Annotated in this window: 19 protein-coding genes and 1 pseudogene; 14 read left to right on the top strand and 6 right to left on the bottom strand. The window is 57.4% G+C overall.

Annotated features, from left to right (window positions below):
* The first annotated feature begins 29 nt into the window (after positions 1–29).
* Genes trbF through BRA471DRAFT_RS36480 form a run of 4 tightly spaced genes read left to right on the top strand, consistent with a single transcriptional unit; the run spans position 30 to position 3,137 of the window.
* Entirely contained in the window at positions 30–710 is a 681-nt protein-coding gene (gene trbF, locus BRA471DRAFT_RS07765; protein WP_007605987.1) for a conjugal transfer protein TrbF, read from the top strand.
* Positions 711–712: 2 nt separating this feature from the next.
* Positions 713–1,687, top strand: a complete 975-nt coding sequence (gene trbG / locus BRA471DRAFT_RS07770) for a P-type conjugative transfer protein TrbG (protein WP_007605988.1) — start codon at positions 713–715, stop codon at positions 1,685–1,687.
* The gene (locus BRA471DRAFT_RS07775; RefSeq protein ID WP_007605989.1) at positions 1,684–2,889 is read left to right on the top strand and encodes a TrbI/VirB10 family protein; all 1,206 of its coding nucleotides are present in this window, start codon (positions 1,684–1,686) and stop codon (positions 2,887–2,889) included. The genes trbG and BRA471DRAFT_RS07775 overlap by 4 nt, the downstream gene beginning before the upstream one ends.
* A 5-nt stretch (positions 2,890–2,894) precedes the next feature.
* Positions 2,895–3,137 (top strand): DUF2274 domain-containing protein, encoded by a 243-nt coding sequence (locus tag BRA471DRAFT_RS36480; protein ID WP_007605990.1) that lies wholly within the window; start codon positions 2,895–2,897, stop codon positions 3,135–3,137.
* Here BRA471DRAFT_RS36480 and BRA471DRAFT_RS07780 read toward each other — a convergent pair.
* The 3 genes from BRA471DRAFT_RS07780 to BRA471DRAFT_RS36485 form a co-directional block, all read right to left on the bottom strand.
* The gene (locus BRA471DRAFT_RS07780; RefSeq protein WP_007605991.1) at positions 3,110–4,063 is read right to left on the bottom strand and encodes a LysR family transcriptional regulator; all 954 of its coding nucleotides are present in this window, start codon (positions 4,061–4,063) and stop codon (positions 3,110–3,112) included. The two genes, BRA471DRAFT_RS36480 and BRA471DRAFT_RS07780, sit on opposite strands and share 28 nt — an antisense overlap.
* A 69-nt stretch (positions 4,064–4,132) precedes the next feature.
* Positions 4,133–4,765, bottom strand: coding sequence for an acyl-homoserine-lactone synthase (locus BRA471DRAFT_RS07785; RefSeq protein ID WP_007605992.1), 633 nt, complete (start codon positions 4,763–4,765; stop codon positions 4,133–4,135).
* A 91-nt stretch (positions 4,766–4,856) separates the two neighbouring features.
* Positions 4,857–5,579, bottom strand: a complete 723-nt coding sequence (locus BRA471DRAFT_RS36485) for a LuxR family transcriptional regulator (RefSeq protein ID WP_007605993.1) — start codon at positions 5,577–5,579, stop codon at positions 4,857–4,859.
* Positions 5,580–5,904: 325 nt separating this feature from the next.
* On the opposite strand from BRA471DRAFT_RS36485, the gene ald reads away from it, so the two are divergent.
* Entirely contained in the window at positions 5,905–7,017 is a 1,113-nt protein-coding gene (gene ald, locus BRA471DRAFT_RS07790) for an alanine dehydrogenase (protein ID WP_007605994.1), read from the top strand.
* 319 nt (positions 7,018–7,336) lie between these two features.
* Here ald and BRA471DRAFT_RS07795 read toward each other — a convergent pair whose 3' ends face one another.
* Both BRA471DRAFT_RS07795 and BRA471DRAFT_RS07800 read right to left on the bottom strand, forming a co-directional pair.
* Positions 7,337–9,010: an MFS transporter gene (locus BRA471DRAFT_RS07795; protein WP_007605995.1), complete on the bottom strand. Its 1,674-nt coding sequence runs from the start codon at positions 9,008–9,010 to the stop codon at positions 7,337–7,339.
* A gap of 439 nt (positions 9,011–9,449) precedes the next feature.
* On the bottom strand, positions 9,450–9,926 hold the full coding sequence (locus tag BRA471DRAFT_RS07800) for an Lrp/AsnC family transcriptional regulator (protein WP_007605998.1): 477 nt from the start codon (positions 9,924–9,926) through the stop codon (positions 9,450–9,452).
* Positions 9,927–10,112: 186 nt separating this feature from the next.
* Between BRA471DRAFT_RS07800 and BRA471DRAFT_RS07805 the strand changes: the two genes are divergently transcribed.
* From BRA471DRAFT_RS07805 to purU, 9 genes are all read left to right on the top strand, one after another.
* Positions 10,113–11,591 (top strand): NAD-dependent succinate-semialdehyde dehydrogenase, encoded by a 1,479-nt coding sequence (locus tag BRA471DRAFT_RS07805; protein WP_007606005.1) that lies wholly within the window; start codon positions 10,113–10,115, stop codon positions 11,589–11,591.
* Positions 11,592–11,602: 11 nt separating this feature from the next.
* Positions 11,603–13,000 carry an aminotransferase gene (locus BRA471DRAFT_RS07810; protein ID WP_007606008.1) on the top strand — a complete coding sequence of 466 codons (1,398 nt, stop codon included), beginning with the start codon at positions 11,603–11,605 and terminating at the stop codon, positions 12,998–13,000.
* A 198-nt stretch (positions 13,001–13,198) separates the two neighbouring features.
* A complete protein-coding gene (gene folD / locus BRA471DRAFT_RS07815) occupies positions 13,199–14,182 on the top strand; it encodes a bifunctional methylenetetrahydrofolate dehydrogenase/methenyltetrahydrofolate cyclohydrolase FolD (RefSeq protein ID WP_007606010.1) in 984 nt (327 codons plus the stop codon).
* Positions 14,183–14,707: 525 nt separating this feature from the next.
* Positions 14,708–15,760 carry a PotD/PotF family extracellular solute-binding protein gene (locus tag BRA471DRAFT_RS07820; RefSeq protein WP_007606012.1) on the top strand — a complete coding sequence of 351 codons (1,053 nt, stop codon included), beginning with the start codon at positions 14,708–14,710 and terminating at the stop codon, positions 15,758–15,760.
* A gap of 91 nt (positions 15,761–15,851) precedes the next feature.
* A complete protein-coding gene (locus tag BRA471DRAFT_RS07825; protein ID WP_007606014.1) occupies positions 15,852–16,718 on the top strand; it encodes an ABC transporter permease in 867 nt (288 codons plus the stop codon).
* A 4-nt stretch (positions 16,719–16,722) separates the two neighbouring features.
* Positions 16,723–17,523 (top strand): ABC transporter permease, encoded by an 801-nt coding sequence (locus tag BRA471DRAFT_RS07830; RefSeq protein WP_007606015.1) that lies wholly within the window; start codon positions 16,723–16,725, stop codon positions 17,521–17,523.
* Positions 17,524–17,535: 12 nt separating this feature from the next.
* The gene (locus BRA471DRAFT_RS07835) at positions 17,536–18,636 is read left to right on the top strand and encodes an ABC transporter ATP-binding protein (protein WP_007606016.1); all 1,101 of its coding nucleotides are present in this window, start codon (positions 17,536–17,538) and stop codon (positions 18,634–18,636) included.
* Between the two features lie 697 nt (positions 18,637–19,333).
* Positions 19,334–21,841, top strand: coding sequence for an FAD-dependent oxidoreductase (locus BRA471DRAFT_RS07840; protein WP_007606017.1), 2,508 nt, complete (start codon positions 19,334–19,336; stop codon positions 21,839–21,841).
* Between the two features lie 46 nt (positions 21,842–21,887).
* Positions 21,888–22,751, top strand: a complete 864-nt coding sequence (gene purU, locus BRA471DRAFT_RS07845) for a formyltetrahydrofolate deformylase (RefSeq protein ID WP_007606018.1) — start codon at positions 21,888–21,890, stop codon at positions 22,749–22,751.
* Between the two features lie 511 nt (positions 22,752–23,262).
* On the opposite strand, the pseudogene BRA471DRAFT_RS07850 reads toward purU, so the two are convergent.
* Positions 23,263–24,285, bottom strand: a pseudogene (locus tag BRA471DRAFT_RS07850) (IS110 family transposase).
* Between the last annotated feature and the right edge of the window lie 69 nt (positions 24,286–24,354).

Raw genomic sequence — 24,354 nt, forward strand, 5'->3', positions numbered from 1 at the left:
GAATTCCCGCCATCTCTTGAGGTCAAGCAATGTTCAAACGATCGGCTGTTCACTATGGCCGCACGCCAGAAGCCATCACTCCCTATCAACGCGCAGCCCAGGTCTGGGATGATCGCATTGGGTCTGCGCGCGTGCAGGCCAAGAACTGGCGCCTGATGGCCTTTGGCTGCCTCTTCTTATCAGCCGGCTTTGCCGGCGCCCTGGTCTGGCAATCCGCGCACGGGACGATCACGCCCTGGGTGGTCGAGGTCGATCAATTGGGGGAAGCGAAAGCCGTTGCTCCGGCAAATGCAGGCTATCAACCGACCGATCCGCAAATAGCCTTTCACCTGGCGCGCTTCATCGAGCATGTGCGTGGCCTGCCGATGGACGCCATTGTCCTGCGCGAAAACTGGCTCCACGCCTACGACTTTACAACCGATCGCGGTGCGGCCGCACTGAATGACTACGCCCGCAACAACGATCCATTCGCCAAGCTCGGCAAGACGCAAATTGCGATCGAGGTCTCGAGCGTCATTCGGGCATCCCCTGAGAGCTTTCGCCTCGCTTGGGTCGAACGCCGCTACGACAACGGTCAGCTTGCTGCAACCGAGCGGTGGAGCGCGATCGTCAGCGTCATCGTGGAGATGCCTCGCGATCTCGATCGCCTACGCAAAAATCCCCTTGGCATCTACGTGAATGCCATCAACTGGTCGAAGGAGCTGGGCTAGTCATGCCGTCAGGTCTCGTTATTGCGTCACAGAGGGGCCGCCCGAGCCTGGCTCTGGCTCTCATGATTGGTGTGTCCACCCTTGGCGGTTGCACCACGTTCAAACCGCCGCAAATTAGTTACGATAGCGACGTCCCGCCAGCTCCAGATCTGCCGGCGCTTGCCGACGATCGGCCGCGGCCGCTGCATGTCCCACCGGCCTGGAAGGCGGCCCGCGGCGGCAAGAACGCGGAAGCCAAGGAGCCGATTGAACGGATTGAGACCGCGAATGACGCCGCACGTGTGCAGCCGCGGAAGGCTGGCTACTTCAATGCGGTGCAGGTGTTTTCGTATAGTCCGGGCGCTCTCTATCAGGTCTATGCCGCTCCGGGGCAGATCACGGACATTGCGCTGGAGCCCGGTGAGCAGCTGATCGGCTCGGGACCGGTCGCCGCCGGTGACACCGCCCGCTGGGTGTTCGGCGACACCGAAAGCGGCAGCGGCGACACGCGACGTGTGCACATCATGGTGAAGCCGACACGTCCGACGATCGAGACCAATCTCGTCGTCAACACCGACCGCCGCACTTACCTGATGGAACTGCGCTCCCGGGAAAAGCCCTACATGCCACAGGTCGCGTGGTTCTATCCGGAGGACCGGACCGCGCGTGGTCGAGCTCTGCCGCCCACACCCGTCATCCCGGATCAGGCGCAGCGCCGTTACCGCTACGCCATCGAGGGAGACAGCCCGCCCTGGCGTCCTGTCAATGCCTATGACGATGGGCGCAAGGTTTACATCGAGTTTTCGCCCGGCGTCGGCCAGGGCGAGATGCCGCCGCTGTTCGTGATCGGGCCTGATGGCAAGACCGAGCTCGTCAACTATCGCGCTTACGGCAATGTGCTGATCGTCGATCGGCTGTTCGCGGCCGCGGAACTGAGGTTGGGGGAGGAGCACCAGCAGAAGGTCAGGATCGTCCGAACCGACGGGAGGTCGCTATGACAGAGACTGGCCAGCCGAATGACACACCCAAGAACCCTCCGCGAGTCAAACCGCCGGAAGATATCGCCGAAACCCTTCGGCTCCGGCCGGAACGGCCGCAAGTTACGCGCCTATCGCGCAAGGTGCTTGCGGGTGGTAGCGCCCTTTTGCTGCTGCTCATCTCTGGTGCGGTCTTCTGGGCTCTGCAGCAGAAGCGATCACGCACGCCGGCCGCCAAGGAGCTTTACGCGACCGACCACCACAACGTCGCCGATCAGCTTGCAACCTTGCCGAAGGACTATGCTGAGATCCCGAAGGAGGTGCCGCGCCTTGGACCACCTTTACCCGGCGATCTTGGCCGGCCGATCGTTGCAGCACAGGGCTCTTCGACGGCCAGCCCGCTGGGTATTGACGCGGAACAGCAGCGCGTCAATCAGGAGAGCGAGGCGGCACGCACCAGCAAGGTGTTTGCCAGCACGAACGTCCGCGCACAGGCCACTGTCACATCGCCAAGTGAAGCCCCATCAAATGCAGCGCCATCATCCGACGAAGCATTTTCCCAGAATGGTCAGGATCGAAAACTTGCATTCGTCAGTGCTTCCGTTGACCGTCGAACCACCAGTCACGATCGCCTGGCAAGACCGGTCTCTCCCTTTGTGGTCCAGGCGGGAACGGTCATTCCGGCCGCTCTTATCACGGGGATTCGGTCCGACCTGCCTGGGCAGATCACGGCCCAAGTCACAGAAGCGGTATACGATTCCCCTACCGGACGAGCTCGCCTTATCCCGCAAGGAGCCCGGTTGATCGGGACGTATGATAGCCAAGTCGCATTTGGCCAATCGCGCGTGCTCCTGGTGTGGACGCGCCTCATCATGCCAAATGGGCGGTCGATCGTGCTGGAGCGGCAGCCGGGCGCAGATGCCGCGGGCTACTCTGGGCTTGAGGATGAGGTCGACAACCATTGGAAGGAGCTGTTGGGGGCCGCTGCGCTTTCGACGCTGCTCGCCGTCGGCACCGAGGTGAATTCCGGATCGGATACGGGTAGCATCAACAGCGACCTCATCGCTGCGCTCCGCCGCGGGGCGGGGGACTCGATGAACCAGACGGGCCAGCAGGTGGTCCGCCGCAATCTCAACATCCAGCCGACTTTGACGATTCGTCCGGGATTTCCGGTGCGGGTGATCGTCAACCGTGACCTGGTGCTCGAACCATACAGAGGCTGAAGACGATGACAAAGCTTAAACTTGGAGCGATCGAAGACGATAAGCCGATCAAGATTACGCATGAACTCCCGGCGAGCGTGCACAGGGATCTCGTGGCATATTCCGAAATCCTTGCACAAGAGAGCGGACAGCCGATCGGGGAGCCGGCGAAACTGATTGCACCCATGTTGGCACGGTTCATGGCAGCGGACAGAAGTTTTCGGAAGGCTCGACGGGCCCGTCAACATCCGAGCGGAGGCGAGGGATAGCGCTCAGAAAGCAAGTTCAAGAAGGCCGCCAACGCAGGGTTTTCATTGTCGTCTCGCCAGTATGCCGAAAAGTCGAATCGGCTCGGACCCGCTCCATCGCGCAATTCGCGGTAGACGAGGCCTGCATAGTTGATGCCCATGTCGGATTCCAGCACCAGGCTGATTCCTGTGTTCATCCTGATCAGGCTCTTGATGATACCGCGGCTGACGTCGTGGCGCTCGAGTTTAGGACGGTCCTCAGGCGACACGAGCTTGGAAATGAGAAGATCTTCAAACTCTTTTCCCGGATCGTAATGGCTCAGCAGGACCGTCTCACCGCGCAGGTCAGTCCAATAGACTGTGTCGCGCGCGGTGAGGGGATGATCATGGGGTAAGGCGACCAGAACACGTTCGCTCCACAGCGGCATCACCCGGTTGTCGAGTAACGGCAGGTTCCCAGTGACGATCAGGATATCGAGAACGCCGTTGCGAAGTGCAGTCGCGAGGCGTGTTCGCGATTTCTCGATCGTCACAAGCTCGATTTGCGGGAATCGCTGCTTGAAATCCAACAAGGACGTCTGCAGGTTTCCAATTGAAAGTGAGGTGCAGAGCCCGACACTCAGCCGGCCAGCCTCGCTGTTCCGTACAGCCTTCGCGGTCGCGATGAGCGCATCGAACTCCTCCAGAATTGTCCTTGCCAAGCGAAGAACACTGCGGCCTGCCTGCGTGGGGCGCACACCACCGCTGAAGCGCTCAAAAACCGCAATTCCCAGGTGATATTCGATCTCGCTGATTCTTCGGCTGAGACTCGATTGTTGGGTTCTCAGCAATTCCGCCGCTTGACGGAGGCTGCCACAATCAGCCGCAGCCACAACCGATTGCAGGTGTTTCAGTTCGATTGCCTTGCTGGCTTGAACGGAGGGTGTTGATCGACGTGGTTTGTGCATCGTAAGTCTTAAGCAGATAGGTTTCCGCTCCATGCGCAGCGATGCCCCGATTGTAGTTGCTTCCAGATCCTAGGCGGCCGCTCGGATGACTGGAGCCCAGAGCACCGGACCTGAGATGTGTCCTGCTTTGAGGATGCGACGCAACGCATCGGGCGAGACCTCCAGGTATCCAGCAATGGCCGTGGTGTTGCCGAGAGGACGAGCTTTTCCGGTTTTGCGGAGCGGCCAGCCCGCGCGCCGAAGAATGCGTTCCATCCGGGCGTCAGTGACGGTAACGATTTCGGTCAATTCAATCGAAAGGCCGAATTCAATCATGCCCGCAAATAGCTCGTAAGTAGCAGTAGCAAGTCCACCACTTGACTTCGGCGCATCCAGAGGAACATCGAGCGCGAATCGACTGCTCTCCCAAATCCGGTCGCTTCGTGGCGCCGGCTGCCCGTCCAGAAGGATCGGGAAGGTGTCTCTCAGCATGGTTGGGCCGGTCGAAGGCAGAAGTCGGACGCAACCCTGAATACGTCCAGCGTTCGAGCGGTTCAGGAGGTGCACGGGTCGAAGGACATCAAACTCGTCGACTTCCATCTCGCCGCTGACCTCGACGTTCCAGTCCAGGCGCTGTTTGAAAACGCGATACCGCAGCCGGTGCATCTCGGTGAGATCGTCGACGAACTCGCCGTAGTACTCTGGCCTGATGAGCTGCATCATTCTTGCCTCCCTGATTATGGTGGCAATGAAGCAGAGAAGCCGAAGCAGCGCATCCTGTGCAGTTGCACAGGTGCTTATGAAGTGTCGTCGCTTATCTTCGAAATTTAGATTCGGCTAACAGCACGGCGGCTTGACGAAGCGAGCGAACGCCGAGCTTCGCTCGAGCGTTATCCAAGTGAAAGCCAGCGGTTCGCTCCGAGATGCCGAGAATAATCCCGATGTCCCCCGCAGATTTGCCGCGAGAAGACCATTCGAGACATTCGAACTCGCGAGGAGACAAGACAACCCCACCCACAACGCGATCGGACGTCCAGAAACGTCTCGCATTTGCATGGAAAAAAATCGCGATTAGTCGCAGGTTCTGGGCGTGCTTGACTATCGAGCGTTCGAAAGCAGTTCGACGCGCATCAGTCGCAAAGGTCAGCGCGGCAGTTGCGCCCTTGTTATCGTGGATTGGAAAGGTGATCCCACACCGAATGCCGAATTCGGCAGCTTCTTCGAACAGCTCACGCTCAGATTCCGGTCGATTTCGCGCTTCGAAATTAAGCCCCCAGCGGAAGGGGTCAGACTGGCGGATCGCCCGACGTACTACCGGATCGATGGATTCGTAGCCGCGCTTCAAATAAAGGGCGGTCCAAGAGGATGGATATGTCGATATTAGGTTGGGGTTGCTCCCTCGTCTTTGAGGAAGAGCAAGATAGGCGAAGCAAGACAAGTTCAGCGCAGCGGTGACATCAGCCATGCTCTGCTGAGCTGCATCTGGGTGTCTGCTTTCTGTTAATCGCTCAGCAAAAATTTGAAAAACCCGATCCATCGTTGATGAACCCGCGGGCCTCCCTCGTAAGCGCTACTCGTATTGCCGAATTGAGCATCCCTGCGAATGGGGCAAAACAACGAACAAGTCGACCGATTGCCGCTAGATCAAACTCACTACAATTGCTGGTGTTAAGGCCGCATCGGTCAGCGGACCTCATGATCACTCAGTTGTATCATCCCCGCAACTCGGGTCCCGCTTCTCCTGTTCTAAATCCTGCAAGCAGGCGGCGAAGATCGCCGGATTAATGCGCCATTTGGCTCTCCGCGGTGCAGGTTTGTACCGCATTTCCGATTACAAGGAGCCGCGCACCACGGAGATTGCAATGAAGGTCGGCGTTCCCAAGGAAATAAAAACACACGAATACCGCGTGGGGCTGACGCCCGGGGCCGTTCGCGACTACGTGGCCGCTGGCCACAGCGTCTTGGTCGAGACGAATGCCGGTGCGGGCATTGGCGCTACAGATGATGCCTATCGCAAAGCTGGCGCTAACATCGCGGCATCTGCTCGCGAGGTGTTCGCGTCGAGCGAAATGGTAGTGAAGGTCAAGGAACCACAACCGTCCGAATGGACAGAATTGCGCGAAAACCAGATCCTCTTCACTTACCTCCATCTAGCTCCAGATCCGGAGCAGGCCAAAGGGCTCATCAAATCGGGCTGCACCGCAATTGCTTATGAAACAGTCACTGACGCGCAGGGTGGGCTTCCGTTGCTTGCTCCGATGAGTGAGGTTGCGGGGAGGCTGGCGATCGAGGCAGCGGGTGCGGCGCTGAAGCGGTCCGCTGGCGGACGAGGATTGCTGATTGGCGGCGTGCCCGGGGTGCAACCCGCGCGCATCGTGGTGATCGGAGGGGGAGTTGTCGGCACTCACGCGGCCCGGATGGCAGTGGGGCTCGGAGCTGAGGTTACTATCCTGGACCGTTCGATTCCTCGGCTTCGCGAACTCGACGAGGTGTTCAACGGGCGAGTTCGTACCAGATTCTCAACTATAGAATCTCTTGAACAGGAGGTATTTGCGGCAGACGTCGTCATCGGTGCCGTTCTCGTTCCGGGCGCGAGCGCGCCGAAGCTTGTAAGCCGGAACATGTTGAGCTCGATGCGCAAAGGTTCCGTAATGGTTGATGTGGCTATCGATCAGGGCGGCTGCTTCGAGACATCGCGCCCGACGACGCACGCCGATCCAACCTATGAGGTGGATGGCGTGATTCACTACTGCGTCGCAAACATGCCGGGAGCTGTTCCACTCACCTCAAGCCAAGCGCTGAACAATGCGACGCTGCCTTTTGGCCTGGCTCTCGCCAACCGGGGATTCTCAGCCGTGCTCGAAAGTCCGCACCTGCGCTCAGGGCTCAATGTTTATCGTGGGCGGCTCACTTACAGGGCCGTGGCAGAGAGCCTCGGTTTGCCCTTCTCACCGATCGATCAGGCCGCAGCCTGATCCCAGAGGTCCCTCCTTGGGACATTTCCTCCCTGACTTGATGGGGTCACTCTTCGGGGTGGCCCCATTCTTTCTGTTCGATGCGTCCGCAAGGCGGCTGGCCTCAAACGGGCCGTGGTCGCCGCTCGGTCGGACCCATTTTTGCGCAGTCTAGAGGGTAGGATGTGCTGGGAGAGGTGTCGCTCCTGCCACGCTCTTGGCTGACTTCCGCATCGCCGCGGTCCTCAGTGGCGAAAGCGAGAACTGGCTGAAATTCAAAGCATGGAGCGAGGCGCTTTGCTGCAAGCGCAATTATTCCCTCTGTGGCTCTAAACGCCCGCTACCTCGACAGCCTCCCGGGGAGGACATGGTTTACATCTCTGTCCGGAGTGTCTTCCTTCCAGCGAACAGATCCGAATGGGCGATCCAGCATGCGTCGGACGCGCACCGGTTCGGGACCCATGTGGAAAGCCAAAGCTTTCTCGTCCAGCGCGCGTTCCGACTGAGTCGCGCGGTTACGCTGGCGCAAATAGTCAAACCAGGTTGGGCACTGATAGCGCTCAGTCCACGATTCGGGATCAGCGATGTCGCGAGCAATCGACCAGCCGTACGCACCGTTCCGCTTGCGAAACAGCTGAATGTCCTGCATCAGGATGTGGAATGCGCGCGCATTCTCCTGCGCGATCCGATACTCGATCTCCACAACAAGCGGGCCACTGCGGCCAGTCAGCGCCAGCCGCACCTGAGGATCGTCAAGCATCTCGGCCTCTTCGCTCCGAGCGCTGATACGCGGCATAGGTAGCCAAAGCCCCAAGAGCGGAGAAGCGAACATCAGGCCAGCCGAGATCAAAAGCGTAGTATCAACTCCGACGACATCCGTCAGATGGCCCCAGCCCCAGCTACCGAGGGCAACCCCGCCCGAACTCGCTGCCTGGTACGCCGCGAGCGACCGCCCTGCGACCCATCGTGGGGCCGACAGTTGCACGCCTATGCTAAAAAGAACCCAGGCCATCATCCACACCGCTCCCGCCAAGACCAGTGCGACCGCCGTCATAGCGGAGTCGCGACTAAGAGCGACTGCGGCAACCGCTCCGCCCATAGACAGTGAACAGGCGCGGATCGCTGCCTCTCCGCTCATGCGCTTACGTACCTCAGTGATGTTGAGCGCACTTACCACCGCGCCCAAACCAAAGGCGCTGAGCATAAGGCCATAAGTCTCGGCGCCACCGCCCAGGAGATCGCGCGTGACTAGCGGCATCAGTGCAAAAATCGCGCCGCCAAACACGCCCATGACCATGGATCGGGTGAGCACGATCCTTATCGCGGGCGAATTGACGATATAGCGCACGCCCGAAACGATGGCGCGGCTAAGCTTCTCAGGAGGCAAACGAGAGGGTTCGGAGATGCGCTTCCACATGAAGAGTGCGAACATCAGCGGCAGATAGAGCAGTGCATTGAGCGCGAAGGCAGCTACCGCGCCGGCCGCCGCAACGACAATGCCGCCGACGGCCGGCCCTATACTGCGCGCTATATTGTAGCTAATGCCATTCAGCGCCACGGCGGCAGGAAGTGCTTCGGAGGGCACCTGCTCGCTCACGGAGGATTGCCAAGCGGGCCCCATCAGCGCCATGCCGCTGCCGACCGCAAAGCAAAGCACCAGCAAGAGATTTGGAGTGGTGAGACCGAACCAGTCGAGCACGCTCAGCGCGGTTGCGCCGCAAAGCTCAATCGAGAGTGCAACGAGCCCCACGATCCGACGGTCATACATGTCAGCGACCGCTCCAGCCGGCATCGAAATCAGCATCACGGGCAGCAAGAGCGCGGTCTGCACCAGCGCGACTTGATCCGCGGAAGATGTCATCTGTGTCATTGCCCAGGCTGCGGCTACGCCTTGGATCAGGATCCCGAGATTGGTGAGCAAGCTCGCAAGCCAAATTCGACGAAAGGCAGGATAGCGCAACGGCGCGGTGATGCCGTCGCTACTGGCCGGCACGGACTTGGACGAATGCGTCACTTCTGCTCCCATGGCGAGACCACATCAGCCATGCCCAGGCAGAGTTGGATTCTCATACTGGCCAACGTTTCTTGTCAGATTTCGTTTTTGCGCACCACGTTTCCGGGCGCTTATTGATTCCGCCAAGCTCCCGAGGGCCAGATCGAGGTTCGGAATTAGGGCCCGGCGCGATGGAATTTGACTCTCGGCCTGTGGCCGGACATTCCACGCGCTCCCCGAACTGTGCCGGCATGGCAACTCCGTTCTCGCGGGCGAGGATGCGGCGACGTCCACTAATTCCCTTTTGGAAGTTGCTGCGTCGCGCTTCGGTGCGCAAGCCCCGCCTCGATTCTCTGATCGAGAACAGTGTAAAGGAGGAACCTTGCCTGTTTTCTGCATTTCGCGCGGGCGAGCGAGGAAAAAACACACATGTGCCCGCTTTGTGAACCGTGCACTCGTATCAAGCTTCAGGCGGAATCTCTATGGGGATGGCAAAACCTGCCTTTGCTCGATCCATTATGACTATGGTCTTAAATCCCTTGATGTCCGGTTTGTCATAGAAGAAGCGTCGGGTAAACTGCTCATATTCTTCCATGCTGCGCGTAGTGATGTAGAGAACAAAGTCAGCGTCCCCTGTAACGTAGAATCCGCTGACCACTTCGGCTGACGATTTGATTGCCTTCTTGAAGTTATCGATGACTTCTAAGCGTTCCCGCTCGAGACTCACGAGAACGAGCATTTGAACAGGACGTCCTATCGCTTTCGTCGACACGACGGATACATCCGCCTCGATGATGCCCTCCGAACGGAGCCTATTTAGCCGTCGCTGACACGCGGTAGCAGAAAGCCCCGCCAATTCGCCAATCATCCCAGAAGTCAGCCTATTATTTTTTTGCACGATTTTCAGGATCTGGGCATCTATTCGATCGTACGGCATAATTGGCTCCCAGCTTTCAGCTGCATTCCATCACAAACGCCTGCGTCTTGCAGAAAATCCTCGAAATGGCCGGAAATTGCGACGCAAATATCTCTGCGCCAACAGTATTCTGCACCGGAGATTTCACCACGCGACCGCATGGAGTTCAAATGGACTTTCAAGCTGCTCGTCACAAGGGGTCCGGATTTGATCGGCATTGCTGCTAGGCACCTGCAAAATCTCCGTCGTCGCGATTTTCTGGCGGGGAACGCGCTCATCGACGGTCGCTGGATTGCGAGCGATGAGAGGGACTCTGTGGTGGATCCCGCTACTGGCGAAGGGATCGCGGAGGTTGTTCGTTGCAACCCTACGCACATGGATCTGGCCATCGCTGCCGCCGAACGATCTTTCCAGACGTGGCGAGGACTATTGCCGACCCAGCGCGGAGCGTTTCTTCGGTCTTGGGCGTCATTGATGAACGAGCACTCAGAAGAGCTTGCTATCCTGATTACGAGCGAGCAGGGAAAGCCACTCGATGAGGCGCGCTACGAGATTAAGTACAGTGCTGGCTTTCTTGAGTGGTTTGCGGCCGAGGGCGAGCGTGCATACGGCGAGACGATTCCCAGTCATAAAGATGGAAGTCTGCTTCAAGTCAGAATGCAGCCCATCGGTGCCGCTGCGGCGATCACGCCATGGAATTTTCCGGTCGCTATGATCACCCGAAAGGCGGGTGCGGCTCTTGCGGCCGGTTGTCCGATAATTGTAAAGCCTGCTCCGGAGACGCCGCTTTCTGCTCTCGCCTTGGCTCGGTTGGCCGAAGAGGCTGGCGTGCCGCGCGGCGTACTCCAGGTGCTCGTTGGCGATCCAGTCGATCTCTCGACTCCGCTTTTGCGTGATCCAAGAATACGCGCTCTCTCGTTTACAGGGTCGACCGAAGTTGGACGTCTGCTTCTTGGGGGCAGCGCGCAGACGGTGAAAAAGGTCTCGCTCGAGCTCGGAGGGCATGCCCCGTTCCTCATCTTTGATGACGTTGATCTTGACAAGGCCGTCAAAGGCGTGATGGCCGCAAAATTTGCGACTTCCGGTCAGGACTGCCTAGCGGCTAACCGCATCTATGTGCAAAGGGGTCTCTACGCTGCTTTTGTCGAGGCGCTTGGTAGGACGGTGGCGCAACTCAGGGTCGGCCATGGTCTGGAACCGGCCACTGAAATTGGTCCGATGACTAAGTTGTCGGTCGCCAACAAGTGTAGGGCACAAATCGACGATGCAGTGAAGAGGGGCGCGCGAGCTATTTCCGCAACCCGCGGAGTTGCTATGGGACCGAATTTCGTTCCGCCGACGTTGCTAAGTGATGTCACCGAAGACATGCTGATTGCACGTGAGGAAACATTTGGGCCTGTAGCTGCTGTGCTTCCGTTCGACTCTGAGGAAGAGGTCATCGCCCGAGCCAATGCCAGCGAAATGGGTTTGGCGGCGTACATTTACACCGATAGCTTGCGTCGCGCGCTCCGGCTTTCAGAGCAGATCGAGTACGGCATGGTCGGCGTCAATACGGCTTCATTCACAGGGCCTCCTATTCCGTTCGGAGGTTGGAAACAGTCTGGGCTCGGTCGCGAAGGGTCGCGGCACGGATTGGCGGAGTATATGGAGCTGAAATATGTCTGCTTTGGCGATTTGGCGGCTTAGGGAGAAGCGATATGGTAGACATTAAGACCATCTCCGAACGAGACCGGGCGAGTGTTTTGCATCCTTTCACGCAGCTGAAGGATTTCGCTAGCGGCAAAAGTGGCGATCCCACGATCGTTACAGGAGGGAAAGGTATTCGAATCGAAGACGCCCAGGGGCGCACCTACATAGACGGCTTTGCCGGCCTCTACTGTGTAAATATCGGCTACGGTCGCACCGAGGTGGCCGAGGCAATTGCGCGACAGGCCTACAAGCTGGCATACTATCACACGTACGCGGCCCACACGACCGAAGAGCTCGCCATTTTGTCAGATCGTCTCGTGCGCATGGCACCTGGCAAGCCCAGCAAAGTGTTCTTCGGGTTATCCGGCTCGGATGCTAATGAAACCCAAGCCAAGCTCGTCTGGTACTACAACAATCTACGTGGTCAGCCCAAGAAGAAGAAGATCATCTCGCGCGAACGAGGCTATCATGGCTGTTCGGTAGTCTCCGGCTCGATGACCGGCATGTCGTTCTACCATGATCACATGGATCTCCCCTTTGCCGGGATTCTGCATACGGGCGCCCCGCACCATTATTGGGGCGCAGAGCCAGGTGAGACAGAGGACTCCTTTTCTCGGCGCCGTGCAGCGGAGCTTGAAGCACTGATCCTGCGAGAGGGGCCGGAAACGATCGGCGCATTCATTGCCGAGCCGGTGCTGGGTACGGGGGGCATCACACCGCCCCCGACCGGTTATTGGCGTGAAATTCAGGCCGTGCTCAGGCGCTACGACATTCTTCTCATCGCCGACGAGGTAATTTGTGGATTTGGCCGAACCGGCGCCGATTTCGGGAGCACGCTGTACGAGATCGAGCCAGACTTGGTTACGGTCGCCAAAGGCCTGACTTCCGGCTATGTGCCGCTCTCGGGAGCCATCGTTGGCGAGAGAGTTTACGCTGTCATGGAGGAAGCTGCGGAACGAGTAGGGGCATTCTCGCATGGGTACACCTATTCGGGCCATCCGATTGCGGCAGCAGCTGCCAATGCAGTGCTTGATATCGTCCAGAAGGAACAACTAAGCGAGCGCGCCAGGATCGTCGGCTCGCATTTCCAGAAGCGACTCAAGGAACGATTCGCTCAGCTCGAGATCGTCGGGGAAGTTCGTGGGGTGGGCTTACTTGGCGCCGTTGAGTTCGTTGCAGATCGCCAGACGAAAAGACGATTTGACCCGCACCACAAAGTAGGAGCACGCATTTCGAAAGCTGCCCGTGATCGGGGGCTAATTGCGCGAGCGATGCCACACGGAGACATTCTTGGTTTTGCACCACCTCTAGTCGTATCCGAAGCTGAGATAGACGAGATTGTTGATCTAGCGTATCGAGCGACCAAGCAGGTTATGGACGAACTCGCCAAGGAATCTGCTGCTTGAAAGACTCTCGTTACGTCGCGCCCGAGACGGCTAACTCGTAAGCCATGTTCGACGGCCCCGCGACGCCCCAACTGACAGACTTTCGTTCAGGCCGATACTGCTCTCGTCCAGCGGGCCTGAAGTTGCATTGAATGTCGCTTGGAGAGACAAATCAGGCGCGTCCACAAGCTGCCCAATTTCCTCTCTCAGGAACTAACCATGGATGCCATCAAGATCGATGGAAAAGCTATTGCTGAGGCTATTCGGGCTCGTGTCACGCAGAATGTGGCATTGCTGCAATCCAGGTGTGATGTCACCCCTGGTTTGGCTGTGGTGCTAGTCGGTACAGATCCGGCGAGTTCGATTTATGTAAAGACCAAGGCAAGACAGGCGCAGGCGGTAGGCTTCAACTCGCAACAACTGGTGCTGCCGAGTCATATTGGTGAAGACGAGCTGTTGAAATTAATCCAGGAGCTTAACGCCAACGATTCCATCGATGGCATACTCGTTCAGCTTCCGCTCCCCGGCCATATCGACCACTGGCGCGTCCTAGAAGCCATTGATCCGGCCAAGGATGTCGATGGCTTTCATCCGTATAACATTGGAAGACTATCAGCGGGTCGGCCCGCTCTCGCCCCTTGCACTCCGCTCGGTGTTGTTCATCTTATTAAGACCGTTGTCAGCGATTTAAATGGAATGGACGTTGTTGTCATCGGTCGCTCGAATGTCGTTGGAAAGCCCCTGGCGCTTTTGCTTGGCGATGCTGGATGCACAGTTACAGGTGCACAACTCCAGACGCGAAACCTACCCGATCTCTGTCGAAGGGCCGACATTGTCGTCGCCGCCGCCGGGTGCGCGGGACTGGTTCGGGGCGATTGGCTTAAACCAGGCGCAATCGTCATTGATGTAGGTATCAACCGTACAATCGATTCGAACGGCACTGCCAGACTTATTGGAGATGTCGCTTTCGTCGAAGCGAGTAAGCGCGCAAGCTACATAACCCCAGTGCCCGGGGGCGTTGGGCCTATGACTGTCGCTTACTTGCTCGCGAACACCATCACTGCGGCAGTTTCGCGCAGAGGACTGTCCCTGCTGACGAATGCTGGGGGTTTTACATTCGACCAGCCCGAGCTGGAGAATCGGCCGGCGACAATCAACCCGCACCGGGAATCACGTAGGGTGCTGGACATCACCGCCGGTTGACGGCGCTTTAGGCAATCGCTTCTGAATGCGAAGGTTCATGAAGCGAATCCCCTTGTCACTGGCGCGGCACAGATGCTCTCGGTCGGCGATAAGGGCTAATGCCCAATCCGCGTTCCAATATGTTCGCCCTCAACTTCGCAGGAAAGCTTCATCTTTACCAGACAGAGCGCGCAATTTATGCGCAAAAGGAGCAATTTTGGTTATATTCGAGCGGATCGCCCGATACTATTTCCACGAAATAGATCAAAGCGGCGGAGTCGCGCGGATCTCATTAGCGAAGCCGGGGGCGTTCGCCGCATGCTGCGGCGGCGAACTTCGCTCGAAATTGCTCCGGACTGAGGCGCAAGGAAATGAGCAAAGAGGCTTGGAGCGAGTTGCGTACAAACCGACCAGTGATCTTCTGCTCGAGAACGGCTCAATACTTAAATTGGAGGCCCATTCTCCACGGTATTGAAGGCCAACGTAAAGACTGAGGGACAACCACTCATCATCTGTTGAGGGGAACAAAAGAGAGGAGATCCGGCAATGAAAAGACGAGCATTTTTGAGATTTGCTACTACGGCTGCCGCTGGCGTGCTGGCCGCTCCCTACGTCCAGGCTCAGACGAAAAAATTCGCCAATGTTACGTTGCGCGTGAACGGATTCGGCGGCGCGTTCGACGAAGCTCTTAGAAAAGGCGTGGCCGGGCCGCTAGAAGAAAAGTACGGGCTAAAAGTCCAATTTACCGCTGGCGCGACGCAAGCAGACCTCGTCAAACTGATCGCGAATAAGAGCAGCCCGCCGTACGACTTGTTTATGTGCGACAGCTCTTACGTCGTCGAGCTTCTTAAGGCCGACATCGTCGAAGAAATCAAGGTGTCAGACGTTCCCAACATCAAACGTGTTCTTCCGGGGTTTCGCGAATTCGGTGACTATGGTGTTCCGTTTAACGTTTCGTCCGTCGTACCGGTTTTCAATTCCAAATATATCAAGCGGCCTCTTACTTCATACTCAGATATCGCCCGGTCCGACCTGACCGGACGCGTGATCCTACCTGCCCCGGACCAAATCGCCAGCAGCTTATATCTTCTGGGCATGGCTGAGGAGAATGGAGGTTCGATTTCGGAAATGGAGCCTGCGATGAAGATACTAAGTGCCGCGAAGCCCAACATTGTTGCGCTAGCACAAACGAACGTCGCCGAACTGCAGATGTTTCAAAGCGAAGAGGGCTACGCCGGTATTTTTTGGGACGGCCGCGCTCACGAATTGCGCACCAAGGGCATTCCTATCGTCACGGTTTTTCCCTCCCAAGGCGTTTACTCCACAATCAGTTATATCAACGTCGTCAAGGGCATGAAGTATCCGGAAGCCGCGTACGCCTTTGCTGACCAGCTGCTCTCGGATCAAGGCATGCTCGCGATACCTGAGGCGCTCCGGTATGGAGTAACGACGGATGTCAAACTGCCCGAAGATCTTCGCAGAGATCTCCTGTTCAATTCTCCTGAGCGCAATGCCCTGAGAAAGCAGATCGATTGGCAACAGCTCTGGGCAAACCGCAGCGGTTGGATCGAACGGGTCAATAAAACGATCCGGAACTAGGAGTGTTTCATCTCGGTGTGGCGCGGATTCTCGGGAGTACGCAAACGCCGGGCCAACCTAGAACGCTCGATCGAAGTACGAAGGGTACGCCGTGAAGCAGTCATTGCTCAAGCGCCGAAGCCTAACTCTGGTGATCTTGCTGACCCCAATGGTCTTGCTTCTTGCAGGCTTTTTGGTGCTTCCAGTCCTAGGATTGCTGCGATCGAGCTTCTTGCCAAGTACCCATCTCCTAGATGGTACGGGTTTCAGCCTTAAGCACTACGTGCATTTCTTCTCAGATACTTACTACTCGTCTGTTCTGGTGGAGACGTTCGTCGACGGACTTATCGTCAGTCTGGTCTGCTTGTTGATCGGCTTTCCCACCGGATATTCGCTCGCCCGTCTAACGTCTGCGGCGCGGAGGTGGCGGATGATTGTTGTGATCCTCCCGTTGACGCTCAGTCTCGTCGTCGTTGTATTTGGCTGGCTGATCATTCTTGGTCGTAATGGTCTCCTCAATTCGCTATTCGTATACCTTGGCATTTTCTCCTCGCCAAAAACGCTCCTCTTTAGTCGACCTGCGGTGCTGATCGTTTTGGTACAGCAGTTCCTCCCATTCATGATCTTGTCGGTCATGAGCGTAGTCACCCAAATACATCCAGTATTGGAGCAGGCAGCTTCGAATCTGCGTGCCAACCGCTTCGTGACTTTTCGAAAGGTCATTCTTCCACTTGCCGTGCCTGGAATTCTCGTTGGCTTTAACATTGTATTCGTTCTCTCGATTTCGGCGTTCATAACGCCTCGTCTAATCGGCGGAGCACGCGTCGCGATGCTCGGAAGCCTGATCTATGAGACCATTATGGCGCAACTGAACTGGCCGTTTGGTGCGGCAATGGCTTTCGTACTTTTCGTGAGCGGACTTGCCTTCACAGTGGCGCTCAATGCGTTGGTTGCTTCGCGTTTCACCGTCAGGGGATGAATCTATGCGCGCTGATCTAATTGATCGTCTGATGGCCGTGTCCGGCACGCTTATTCGTGCGCTCGTTTACTTGATGCTTGCCTCGCCCGCGATCCTGGTGGTTCTATCATCGTTCACCAGCAGCGACACCATGAACTTCCCTCCCATGGGGTTTTCTCTACGATGGTATAAAGTCGCATTTGCAAACGAATTATTTATGGCCGCGCTCTGGACGAGTACCTACGTGGCTGTGCTAGTTGCCATCGTCGCGCTGTTGGTCGGCTTTGCCGGCGCATTCGCCATGAACCGGTTTTCTTTTCGAGGAAAGGCATTCTTGCAAGGCCTGGCGTTCTCGCCGCTGGTGGTCCCGGCTGTCGTGCTCGGAATCGGATTGTTGCAGCTGTTCGCGTGGCTCGATCTTACACAGACAATGTATCCGTTACTTCTGGGACACCTAGTTCTTACGATACCATACGTCGTACGTACGATCCTCGCGAGCCTTACTTTGCACGACCAGCAACTCGAACAGGCCGCAATGAACCTCCGGGCTACACCATTCCGAGTCATTCGACGCATTACGCTGCCGCTGATCATGCCCGGCTTACTCTCTGCTTCGATCTTTGCTTTCGTGACATCGTTTGGAAACGTGACCGTTTCCTCATTTCTCACCTACGGCGGCCACGTTACTCTGCCGGTACAAATCTTTGCGTACGTCGATACCAGCTATGACCCACTAGTGGCGGCCGTCTCTAGCCTCATGATCGTCGTAACATTGGTCGTTATCCTAACAATTGAACGTCTGATTGGCGCGGAAAGACTTGCGTAGATAGGAGTGAATATGCTGGCTTTATCGAAAGAGCGTGACAACTTCGTGCCTGAAGCAGATGATCTTGTCGTCGAATTGCGCTCTGTTTCCAAATACTACGGTGACGTTGCTGCAGTTTCGAACACTTCGATTGGGGTCCGTCGTGGCGAACTACTTTGCCTGCTTGGACCGTCAGGCTGCGGCAAGACAACAACGCTGCGCATGGTGGCGGGATTTATAGAACCGACGTCGGGTAGCATTACGATAAACGGCGTCGACATGACGCGCCAGCCACCCTATCGGCGAGATACCGGAATGGTATTTCAGAGCTACGCCTTATTCCCGCATATGACGGTCGCGCAAAATATTGAATTTGGCCTCGAAAATCTCAAATGGCCGCGTGACAAGCGCAAAGCGCGGGTTGAGGAAATGCTCAGGCTGGTGGAGCTGCCTCATTTAGCTGACCGTCTTCCGGCGCAACTTTCGGGCGGGCAGCAGCAACGGATCGCGCTTGCGCGTGCTCTTGCGATGCGACCAGCAGTACTGCTTCTTGATGAACCGTTCTCAAATCTCGATGCGCAGCTGCGCCTACGCATGCGAGAAGAGTTGCGGGAAGTAGTGCGGAGCGTCAACGTCACGACCCTGTTTGTGACGCATGATCAGGAAGAAGCACTGGCTATGTCGGACCGCATCGTCGTCATGAATGCCGGTCAGGTTGAGCAGATAGGCACGCCTGGCGAGATTTACGAGTCGCCGGAAACGCCTTTCGTTGCCAAATTTATTGGCTGGTGCTCTCTTTTGAAGGGAGCCGTAGGGGCTGATGGCAGTTTCACGTCGACGGCTGGATTGCGCCTCGGTGGAAATTGGAGTGCTGGTTCTGCTACAGCGGTGATCCGGCCGGAGCACGTCCGGCTATCGACCGATGGCGGTAGCGGACCATCCTATCAAGGGCGCGTCTTGCAGGCGCACTACTACGGTGGGGCGACGCGAATCGTGCTTGACCTTAATGGAGAGCAGCTGACGATGCAGGAGCGCTTTCCGTTTGGGCAACATCCGAAAACCGGCGATCGTCTCAACGTCGCAATAAGCACGGACGACATTCGCGTTATTCCCGCGGGAGAAGATCGTCGATAGGCAATCATCGCACGAGGTATACCGTGGTCTTTGTTGCTGCGTGCAAGAAAGGCCCCTGTTGTGCCATTCAGAGGGACAGATATGCGGTGGGCGACGGGTAGTCTGAACAACTCGCCTCCGGTTCATCGGCGGCACGGCCCCATGTTCGCCTAGACGCCCGTAAACTCGTGCGTGAAGCGAACGCCGCGCTGCACGATCTCATCGCCGTTTTGCACTGGCCGGCCAGGTTCCGTTCTCGTCAGGATGATCTCTCACAGCGAAACTGTGGCAGCCAACATGGCATGCTACACGCGCCGGATCGCGTCTGATGTGCTCAGGTAAGGTCAGGTCGACAGAATAAAATCGCCGGACCTTGCGGAGAGTGTGCAGTATTTCTGCTTTGAGAGCGTCATTTCAGTTTAATTCAACTCCATCAGCCCGATACTATTTGCGTGAGAAATAGAACGCTCCGGCTGACCAAGTCCGAATTACAACGTGCGGGAGGGGGACCGAATTTGCAAAGCTCAAGATAGCCTACCGTTATCGCGCATAGCTGCACGCTCGGCATCAGCCATCAGACACAAGATACAGCGACGTTTGATTTCGCGCATGTGCAGATCGGCTCCCACAGCCCAAGCCTCCAAACATCCCGCGCTATTCACCTGCTGATCCCGCGCAAGGCGCGGGCAGCCAGCGGTCATTTCTCTGAGTCGTTCAAATGCAAAGCAAACTGCCTTCCCAAGCTGAATACGTCATCGTCGGTGGTGGCATCATTGGCCTATCCATCGCCTATCATCTCACCCGACTTGGACATCGCGACGTTTTGCTGCTCGAACGAGACCAGCTCACCTGCGGTACTACGTGGCACGCGGCGGGGCTCGTTACCCAGCTGCGCGCCAGCGAAAACATGGCGAAGCTGGCGCAGTATACCGCAGGCCTATTCCGAGAGCTTGAGCAGGTGACTGGTCAGCACACCGGGTTTCGGCAATGTGGGTCGATTACCGTCGCCGCGACGCCTGCGCGTTTCGAGGAGCTGAGGCGAGGCGCGTCGATGGGGCGCTCCTTTGGTCTCGATGTTGAGATCATCGACGCTGCGGAGGCTAGGCGACGGGTACCCTTGCTCGACGTAACCGACGTGCTTGGCGCGGCATGGATTGCCTCCGATGGAAAGACGAATCCGGTGGACACGGCGCGCGCGTTCGCCACTGGCGCGCGGCAGGGAGGAGCAAAAGTCCTGGAACGCACGCCGGTGACCCGTATCCTGGTCGAGAAGGGGCGAATCGCCGGCGTCGAAACTGCCGAGGGCGTCGTGCGTACCGAAAAGGTGGTTATCTGCGCAGGGATGTGGACCCGGACGCTGGCTGCTGACCTTAATTGGACCGTGCCGCTCCATGCGGCAGAACATTTCTACGTGGTGACCGAGGCCATTTCAGGCTTGCTGCCTGATACTCCCACAGTGCGCGATCTTGATGCGTGCTTCTATGCCAAGGAGGATGCAGGAAAATTGCTGGTGGGCTTCTTCGAACCGAAGGGCAAGCCGTGGGGCATGGAAGGCATTCCCTCAAAGTTCAGTTTTGAGTCTCTGCCTGACGATCTCGATCACATGGAGCCTCACCTCATCAATGCAATGCGGCGTATGCCGGCGCTTGCGGATGTGGGACTGCAACTGAACTTCAACGGACCGGAGAGTTTCACGCCCGACAATCGATTTTTGCTAGGGCCTGCGCCCGATATCGCCGGCCTCTATGTTGCTTCGGGCTTCAACTCGTGTGGCATCGAATCCTCCGGCGGGGCGGGAAAAGTGATGGCCGACTGGATGTCGACCGGTATGCCGGCGGCTGACTATTGGGAAATGGACGTCCGACGCGCCATGCCCTTCCAGCGCAACCGTCGATATTTGCGCGACCGAACAGGCGAAGCTGTTGGACTCCTTTACGCCCTTCACTGGCCTCACAAATCCCCCATGACAGCTCGCAACGTGCGAGTGTCGCCGCTGCATGATCGACTAGCTGCCGCAGGTGCGATCTTCGGCGAGGCCGCGGGGTGGGAGCGAGCGCAGTGGTTTGGTACTCCCGGGATGGAGGCGAGCGGCCACGGCACATTTGCTCGCGATGATTGGTTCAAGGCAAGCGGGGCGGAACATGAGGCGGCTCGTTCCGGAGTTGCACTCTTCGATCAGACGTCATTCGCACATCTCCTTGTGCAGGGCCGCGATGCACCTACCTTTCTTCAACGCCTTTCGACTAACAACATTGATGCTCCGGTGGGGCGTGTCGTCTATACGCCGTGGCTCAATGACCGCGGCGGCATGGAGTCAGACGTCACGATCGCACGAACCGGCGAGAACGAATTCCTCATCGTAACTGCAGCCGTTCAGCGCATTCGAGATCTTGCGTGGTTGCGGACCCATGCCAAAGATGCAGGCCACGTGTTCGTCACCGATGTGTCATCGGGCTACACATGTCTGTCGGTCATGGGGCCGCGTTCACGAGATCTGCTCATGCGCGTCAGCCCAGCTGACTTTTCAGACGCTGCGTTTCCGTTCGCCACGGCCCGAGAAATCGAAATTGGTTATGGCATGGCGCTCGCGTTCCGCATGACCTTCGTGGGCGAACTCGGGTGGGAGCTCCATATTCCTGCCGAGCAGGCGTTGGGTGTCTACGATGCACTTATCGTTGCTGGGCGCGATCTCAATCTGCAACACGCGGGCTACGTGGCCCTAAATACGCTGCGCCTCGAGGCGGGTTACCGCGACTGGGGGGCAGACGTAAGTGATGAAGACACACCGATCGAAGCAGGACTGGGCTTCACCATTGCTTGGGACAAGGGGGAGGATTTCATCGGCCGCGCGGCTCTCGAGTCTCAGCGCGGCCAAATCCCGCACCGACGCCTTGTCCAGCTAGCTGCGCCCCGCGCGGTGCCGCTCATGTTTGGAACAGAGCCCGTTTGGCGCAATGGTTCTCTCGTTGGTTACCTGCGGTCAGCGGGATTCGGCCATACTCTTGGCTGCGGTATCGGCATGGGATATTTGCATTGCGCGAGTGGGGTAAGTGCCAAATGGCTGTCTGACGGAGACTTCGAAATAGAGATCGCCGGCCAAAGGCACGCTGCCATCGCATCGCTTCGTCCTTTCTACGATTCGAATCGCACTCGAGTGAAAGGCGAATTGCGAAAGGCCGAAGATTTAATCGCCCCGGAGCTGCTCATGGCACGCTCTAAAAAATGACTTTCAGCTCTGTGTTTTACGAGGGCCGCCGCTGGCGGCGACTGCCATGTCCGACCGTTCCATGATTCTTACCTTGTCTTGCCCTGATCGCCCGGGAATCGTTTCGGCAGTCTCGCGGATCCTATTCGAAGCTGGTTGCAACATCATCGATGCTCAGCAATTTGATGATAACGAGACCGGTCGATTCTTCATGCGCGTTGTCTTCAATCGCCTCGAGCATGCGAACTCGGAAGCCGACATCGCTGCCTCAATCGACGAACTCGCTGGGCGTCTTTCCATGACATTTAATCTGCGGCAGAGCTCCGTAAAGAAACGTGTGATGCTGCTCGTCTCTAAAGTCGACCATTGTCTGGCCGATTTACTTTACCGTTGGCGAATCGGTGAACTGCCGATGGAACTAACCGCGATCGTTTCCAATCATGACCGCGAGCACTTAGCTTCCACAGATCTAGGCCAGCTGCCCTTCTATCATTTCCCGGTTAGCAAGCAGACCAAAATGGAGCAGGAGGCGCGGATTTGGGGACTCGTGCAGGAGACCAACACAGAGCTTGTTGTCCTCGCCCGTTACATGCAGATTCTGTCAGACGGCTTTTCGGCCAAGCTGTCGGGTCGCTGCATAAACATCCACCACTCCTTTTTGCCAGGCTTCAAAGGCGCCAAGCCGTATCACCAAGCCTACGAACGAGGAGTCAAATTGATCGGAGCGACAGCGCACTATGTGACTTCTGATCTCGACGAGGGACCGATCATCGAGCAGGATGTCGAACGGATTTCGCATCGCGATACGCCAGAAGATCTCGTCCGGAAGGGCCGTGATATTGAACGGCGCGTTCTCGCCCGCGCGGTGAGGCATCACCTCGAGGATCGCGTGTTGATGAACGGAAAGAAAACTGTCGTATTCACCGGCTGACCGGGACGTCTGATGGTCTGATGCAACGCACACTGGCGTCTACTCAGCTGTCACCGACTGAAAATCCTTTGGAGCTGCCGCAGACCCTCGCTCCAGTACTTTTGTCATTCCTGCAGACTGAAAGAGTGACGAAGCGCCATATCCCTTGCGAGCACCAAAGGAAAAGTTCCTGATCCTCGTTGCAAGCGGCACGGCAAGCGAAAGTGACAACTTTTGTGTTTCGGCATGGAATAAGGGCTCTGACTCATATGTGGAACGGCCCGGGCTGCAAGATCTTTCTCTGGTAGAACAAGGGATGACGGTGCGGTCATATGTTCGGCCTGTGAACGCGGCGCCTGGCCGCTGGCCACGATGATATCCGCGGAAGCAATCGCCCAATCAATTTCTCGCGCTCGAAGCGCAGTGAGTCAGGCGGTCTGATTGCGACCGGGAATGACGTCATTCGGGGTTCATCCAGATTTGCACCTTGCCTCCTCGGCAGCTTTCTTCTTCCGCCGGAGAGCTCTTGAGATTAGGATTTCAGCATTGCGGCCGGAGCCTGATAGATGCCGCCTCTGACCAGCAAGGCCCAGATCGTGCGCGCAATCTTATTGGCGAGCGCGACCGATACGACCTTGACCGGCCGTCTTTGCAGCATGGTCCGAATCCAGAGTGAGACTTTCTAGCAAGCTTGATGATAGAGGTCGCACCAACGATCAGGAGCGTCCGTAGTTGCCGATTTCCACGCTTTGATATCGCGCCGAGCCTTTCTTTCCCGCCGCTGGACTGTGCCCTCGGTGTGAGCCCCGTCCAAGCCGCAAAATCTCGTGCAGTCGCAAAATCGCGAGCATCCACGACGGATGTCCGAACGGTAGCCGCGATGAGAGAACCGACACCCGGAATGCTCATCAGACGCCTTGCATCAGGGTCCTTTCTGACGGCAACCAAAATCTCTCTGTCGAGCTTCTCTATGCGGGTTATAAGCAGCTCAATCTGTTCAGCGAATAGGATCAGGGCAAAGCGGGCGGCGCCGGGAATCCTATTGTCCTTTTCGTCCCGGAGAAGCACCAGGAGTTTTGCGATGCTTGCCATGCCTGTGCCGGCGATAATGCCCAATTCGGCCATATGAGCACGCAGGGCATTTGCAGTCTGGCTGCGCTGCTTCATCAGCGTCTCTCGCGTTCGCAAAATCATGCTGGCTGCTTGTTGTTCGGCAGTCTTCACGGGCACGAACCGCATTGTCGGGCGGTTGACCGCCTCACAAATGGCTTCAGCATCCGCCGCGTCGGTCTTGTTTCGTTTGACGTAAGGCTTCACGTAGGCTGGCGGCATCATGCGGACAGAGTGGCCCAGCGCCGCTATCTCGCGTGCCCAGTGATGGGCACTCGCACAGGCCTCCATACCTACCAAGCAGGCTGGAAGGCTCCGAAAGAAGGGCAGAACTTTGCGATCGCCGCAATGTGCGACGAACCAAGACTTTCCCGTTTTCGGCGATGCCGTGAACTTGAAAGATCGACTTGGCCAAATCCAAACCCACTGTGATAATCTTCTCCATGGAACGGTCCTTCCTTTGTGGCGCCTCTCTACGCGACTACGTTAGGCACTTTTGATGCCGGTCCGAAGG

The organism is Bradyrhizobium sp. WSM471, from assembly GCF_000244915.1.
GTDB lineage: Bacteria > Pseudomonadota > Alphaproteobacteria > Rhizobiales > Xanthobacteraceae > Bradyrhizobium.